Here is a 5,718-nt window from a genome sequence, read left to right as displayed (position 1 = left end):
GCAAGGTGAGTTCGTCGAGCCGCACGCGTCCCTGTTCGGCTTGGCCACGGACTTCTGCCACCGCGGCTTCGCGTTGACTTTGGTCGCGACGCTGTTGCTGCATCGTCGTGGAGAGTGCCTCGTATTTCTGTTCGGCGCGAGCGATGTCAACCGAGATCGCCATCACTTCGCTGGTCGCGGATTGCAGTTCGGTTTGGGCGCCAGAGAGCATTTCGTCGATCTCGGCGGCTTCCATCTCGAGCGTTTCGATCTCTTGCTGACCGCTGGCGATGCGGCTGCCCATGGCGGCGTATTCACGGTCCGCCGCGGTGCGAGTCTGGTTGGCGGCGACGACTTCGGCATCAAGTTCGTCATGCGCTGTTTTGAGCGAAAGGTAGCGTTCTTGAGCGTGACGCAAATCGGCGACCGCAGCAGCACGCTCGGTGATCTGGCTGCGATGTTTTTGCTCGATGCGTCCAAGTTCGGCGGCTTGATCATCGACCAATGACGCCAATCGCTCGGATTCAGCCTCGGTTTCTTTTAATTGGAATTGGTAGTGTTTGATCTCTTGTTCGGCGGCCGTGATTTGGCTGCGTCGGCTCACCAAGCCGGTCGAGATACTGGCGGGGCCGACGACGACGGTGCCATCGGTCTCCAGTAATTCGCCAGTCGCGGTGACAAATCGCAACCCCGCACCACTGAGTTTTCGCAGTCCCAGTGCCGTTCCCAGCGAATCGACCAACCAAGTGCTGCTGAGTAGGTGACGCGACAGTGGTTCAAACATCGCGTCGCATTTGATCATCCGGTCGCCTCGCCCGATCACTCCTTTGAGTCCATCGAGTCGGATGCGGTCGCCGGGGCGTCGACGTGGTAATTCATCGAGTCGGATCAGACCGACACGGCTGTTGATTTTCAACTTGCCCGACAGAATCGCTTCTTGCAAGTTGCCACCGCTGACGATTACGTATTGCGCTCTTTGTCCCAACGCAGCATCGATCAGTGGCGCGACATGCGTGTCGACTTCAAAACACTCCGCGACAATGCCGTGCATCGTCTTGGCGATCGGGTCGTCCGAGCCACTCATCTCTTGCAGGATCGACTGGACGCCTCCGGAGACACCTTCTTGCCGGCGGTGCAGATCCAACAGCACGCTCAAGCGTTCGGTGACCCCTTGTAGTCGAACTTTCAGTGCCGACGCTTCTTCGCGTCGCCGCGCCAAAGTGCGGCGGCTCTCTTGCAGTTTGGCATCGGCTAGTTCGACTTCTTTTGCGGCGTGTGCAATTTGCTCGTCGAGCGATGCGACTCGGTTCTTGGCAACGCCGGATTCTTTTTCCGCTTCGGTCAAGGATGCTTTGGCGGCGGCGATGCGTTTACCAAGATTGGCCAGCAACCGGCTGACTTCGGCAATTTGTTGTTCGCTGCGTTGCCGTGACGCTTCGAGATCGGCGACGCGACGAACGCTGGCCAGATGTTTCTGTTGAACCTCGTCACGTTTCTTGCGAACCTCGTCGACTTCGACTTGGATCTTGTCACGCCGCGTCTCGGCTTCGCTGCCGCGCCGTTGCACCGCAGCCAATTCGGATTCGTATTGCGCGAGTCGCTCGTTTGCATTTCGCAGTTCCGCGGCGGCCGAGCCCGCTTGGTTCTGCAGCAAGCGAACGCGAACGAGCGATTTCGCAACGCTGGATCGCAAGTCCTTGATCGCGGCGGTGTCGGCCGAGCGTCGGCCGTTGAGTTCGGCAATCCGCTGTAAGGCCGACGAGCGTTTTTCTTCGATCGCGCGTGCTTGCTCGGCAATCGTTTGCAATTGCATATCAGCAGCTTGTCGCTGCTCGGTCATCGATTCACGCAAGCTTTGCAGTTCGCTGTGGCGAGCGACTGCATCGATCAGGTCTTGTTCGAACGTTTCGAGTTCACGGGACAGATCGGCCCAATCGGTCCAGGCGACTTGCGTTCTCAGTTCTTTGAGCCGGTCCGATGCTTGGCGATAGCGTTCGGCCTTGCTGGCTTGGCTACGCAGCGATTTGAGCCGCGAGGCGACTTCGTCAACGATGTCGCCCAGTCGGGTCAGGTTTTGTTGGACACGAACGAGTCGCCGTTCCGCCTCGATTTTTTTGGCTTTGAAGCGACTGATCCCAGCGGCTTCTTCAAAAATTGCCCGGCGATCTTTGGCGTTCGCCTGCAGCATACGGTCGACCTTGCCCTGCTCGATCAAACTGTAGGCATCGATCCCGATGCCGGTGCCGCGGATCAGGGCTTTGACGTCTTTGAGTCGGACAGCTTGGTTGTTGATCAGGTATTCGGCTTCGCCACTGCGATAAACACGGCGGGTAACGTGGACTTCTGGGGCGTCCACGGGAAGCGCGCCGTCGGCGTTATCAAACACGATCGTCGCTTCGGCCGATGCCGCCGGACCGCGGGTTTGTGATCCTTTGAAGATCACGTCGGACATGTCCTTGCCCCGCAGGCTCTTGGCGCTCTGCGATCCCAAAACCCATTTGATAGCGTCGACGATATTTGATTTGCCCGAGCCGTTGGGGCCAACGACGACCGTAATCCCATCGGGGAAATCAAAGCGGGTCCGATCGGCAAAACTTTTGAACCCGGCCAGTTCGAGTGCTTTCAGCATGCGAAGAGTTTTTTGCTCGGGATCAGAAGGATGGGGCCAAAGAACACGCACCGGGAAATACGAATTTCCGCTTATTTACCGCATATTACAGAGTAGATGAAAGAACCCCGCCAGCCTAGCTCTGTTTTTCAAGGTTTTGCCCCTGCCACCCAACAAAAGGCCCCGTAAATACGGGATTGCGGTAAATTCGCAATTTGGGGTATTTGAGAAGATGTAGAGAAATCAATCGACATGGATGCCATCAGCTAAGGAATTTCTGACTTGCCAATGGATTGGCCGCCCCGATTCCCCCTTCCGAGGATCACCAAGGTGATCGTCCTCGCTATCGGCGTGTTTGCGTGCACGCCTGCAGCGGGGGTGTCGCAGCAGGGAAGTATTTCTGCCGCTACGGCGGGGGGCGGTCTATCGGCACCGATCGATACAACGGGCGACATGGAACCGAGCCCGCGTTCGCCCCAGCAAGAATACGCATCAATCCAAAAGCATCTTGCTGCGGGAGATCTTGCCGACGCTGCGGAAACGGCGAGAAAACTCGATCAATTGCTTGCAAAACAGCCGGCGGGGGACATCGACCTGACGCTTCCCCTGGCTCAGATCGGCCGGGCATTCCAGAATGCCGGTGACACATCGGGGGCGACTGAGTTTTTTACCCGCGCGAATTCAGCACTCCAGCGGCCGGCGAGCAAGTCGTTGCCGCCGGCGACAGTGGTTTTGGTGCGGCTCGCTGCGGCGTCGTTGTTTGTCCATGCGGGCCAGTTGGATGTGGCCACGGAAACACTGCAGAACGCGCTCGCGGACGAATCGGGAATCACGGCCGAGCAAACACCGCTTGCAGTCGATCTATGTTTACGGATTGGTCGCGATTCGTTGACAAAGCGAGACCTCGCCACTGCGGAAACCGCGTACAGCCTTGCTGCGAAACACGCTGACCCTGTGCAAAAGCCCACGGCGATGTTGGGAGCCGCGTGGGCGGTGGCGATGTCAGGCCAGCGGACCGAGGAGGCGGCGGATCGGATGATCGCGTTCCTGAAAGCGTTTCCTGAGCACCAAGACGCAGCCCGAGCCGCCCAAGCCGGCATTGCGTGTCTGAAACAAGTCGGCCGGGACGAAGAGGCCGAGGCGATGATGAGCGAATTGTTTAATCGCTGGCCTGATTCGGATGCCGCCGCAGACGTGTTGAACCAGTTTGGGGCGGTCGAGATCGAAAAGATCCCCGAGCGGTTGCGGAAGTTGGTCCTCCAGCGTGATTTCGACCAATTGACGCCCGCGATGACTGCGATCGCGATCCGGATCGCGGCGGCCCAGGGGGATTCCCACGCGTGGGATCGATTGGTCCAGCGACTCGGCGAGATTGATCAAACGGGCCAAACCACTGCGGATTTACTGAGTCAATTGCCGGTCGCCGCGGACGCGGAACGATTGGCGATGTTTATGTTGTCGCCGCCGAATCCAGCAACGATTCAAGCGAAATCACGCGAATCGGCCTGCCGTTGGGCGGGACGCAACGAGCGGTGGTCGATGCTGGCGTTGGCATCGCAAGCGAGCTCGCCCGCCCTAAACGATCCGACTCGCACGATCACGATGGAACGCTTGTTTGCCGAAGCATTGATGCAAACCGGGCGCCGATCCGAAGCACACGGTTGGTGGTGCCACGTCGTCGACGAACTTGCGGCAGACGATTTTGCCACACTGCTGCGTTGTGCGGAAACCGAAGTGTCGATCGGCGAAGTAGATCAGGCGACTCGGCGAGTCGATGCCGCGACCCAGGCGGCCGGCGATGATCGCTACCGAGCAGCGTTGGTCGCGATGTTGTCGGCCGAGCTTGGCATTCGTCGGTTGCGATTTGATGAAGCTCGCAGTGACCTTGAGTCGGTCGTTCGCAGCAGCCAGGTCGACGCATCGCTGCGTGGACGGGCTCAGTGGATGATCGGCGAAACGTACTACTTGCAACAGAAGTACGTCGAAGCCATCGAAGCCTACCGTGGGGTTGCGGGAATCGATCCCGACGGCACTTGGGTGGTCGCTTCGTTGGTCCAGGCCGGAAAATCTTTTGAACAATTGGGGAGGACACGGGACGCTGCGGTTTGTTATTCGACTCTAGTAAGCCGACATGGGGATAGCGAGTTCGCTGTTTTAGCCAGTCGTCGGCTTGCCGCGTTGTCGCCAAGTGATGGTACGACGCCGACCAAACCCGGGTCACCATCGAACACACCGAACAAAACGTTACGACGATGAGCGATCGCAAGCCCACCCATCCTAACCCGCTATCATCGCACCCGATTCGAACCTCGCTGCGCGTGCGTAAACGACACCCGACGCACGTCGCCGGATTGGTATCGCGCGTCGCCCCCTTGATTGTGTTGGGGGTGGGTTCGCTATGGTGGATGTCTCATTTGGAATTGGCGACGGCTCAATATCCACAGCAGAATTTTCAGCAAAACGGTTACGGGCAAAACAACTTTCAGCCCGCTCCGGCTCAATTCAATAGCGGGATTCCCACGATCCCTGCGTCGACTGCGATTCCGTCGGCACAACAAACCGCCGATGCGGTGGCAGTGCCCGAATTAGCCGATGCGGAAGCCGTGGCAGCCGAGGGAGCGGGATGGAAATTGCCAGGGATTTTTGGCAAGTTCGCTGAGGGTGGCTGGTTGATGCTGCCGTTGGCGTTTTGTTCGCTGGTCGTGTTCGCGTTGTCGCTTGAACGTTTGGTCGCATTGCGTCGAGGCCGCGTGATCCCGCGTCCGTTTGTTCGCCGCTTTACCGAGTGTGTCGAAGATGGCCAATTGAGTTACGAAGAGGCGACCGAGATCTGCGAAGAGTTTGATTGTCCGGTGGCCGAAGTGTTCCAGGCGGCAGTACGTCGCTGGGGGCGTCCGATGTTTGAAATTGAACAAGCGGTGATGGACGCGGGGGATCGAGTTGCCGATGGACTGCGACGCTTCGTCCGTGTGTTTCACGCGATCAGCAATGTTGCTCCGCTGCTGGGCTTGTTGGGCACCGTACTGGGAATGATCGAAGCGTTCGAGACGATCAGTTCACAAGAATCGATCGGCCGACCGGAGATGCTGGCATCCGGGATCAGTACCGCACTGATGACCACCGCGGGTGGG

3 protein-coding genes are annotated in these 5,718 nt (G+C 58.6%); 2 read left to right on the top strand and 1 reads right to left on the bottom strand.

Features of this window, described 5'->3' with window-relative positions; all coding sequences use genetic code 11:
* Positions 1–2,608, bottom strand: a 2,608-nt coding sequence (locus tag ABX962_RS28410; protein WP_372724527.1) for an AAA family ATPase, incomplete at its 3' end; no start/stop codon positions are given.
* Between the two features lie 309 nt (positions 2,609–2,917).
* Between ABX962_RS28410 and ABX962_RS28405 the strand changes: the two genes are divergently transcribed.
* On the top strand, positions 2,918–4,843 hold the full coding sequence (locus ABX962_RS28405; protein ID WP_372724525.1) for a tol-pal system YbgF family protein: 1,926 nt from the start codon (positions 2,918–2,920) through the stop codon (positions 4,841–4,843).
* Positions 4,840–5,718, top strand: an 879-nt coding sequence (locus ABX962_RS28400; RefSeq protein WP_372724523.1) for a MotA/TolQ/ExbB proton channel family protein, incomplete at its 3' end; no start/stop codon positions are given. The genes ABX962_RS28405 and ABX962_RS28400, both read left to right, overlap by 4 nt.

Source organism: Novipirellula sp. (assembly GCF_041583735.1).
GTDB lineage: Bacteria > Planctomycetota > Planctomycetia > Pirellulales > Pirellulaceae > Novipirellula.
The sequence above is the reverse complement of the archived record's forward strand: the minus strand, read 5'-3'. Positions and strand labels throughout refer to the sequence as shown.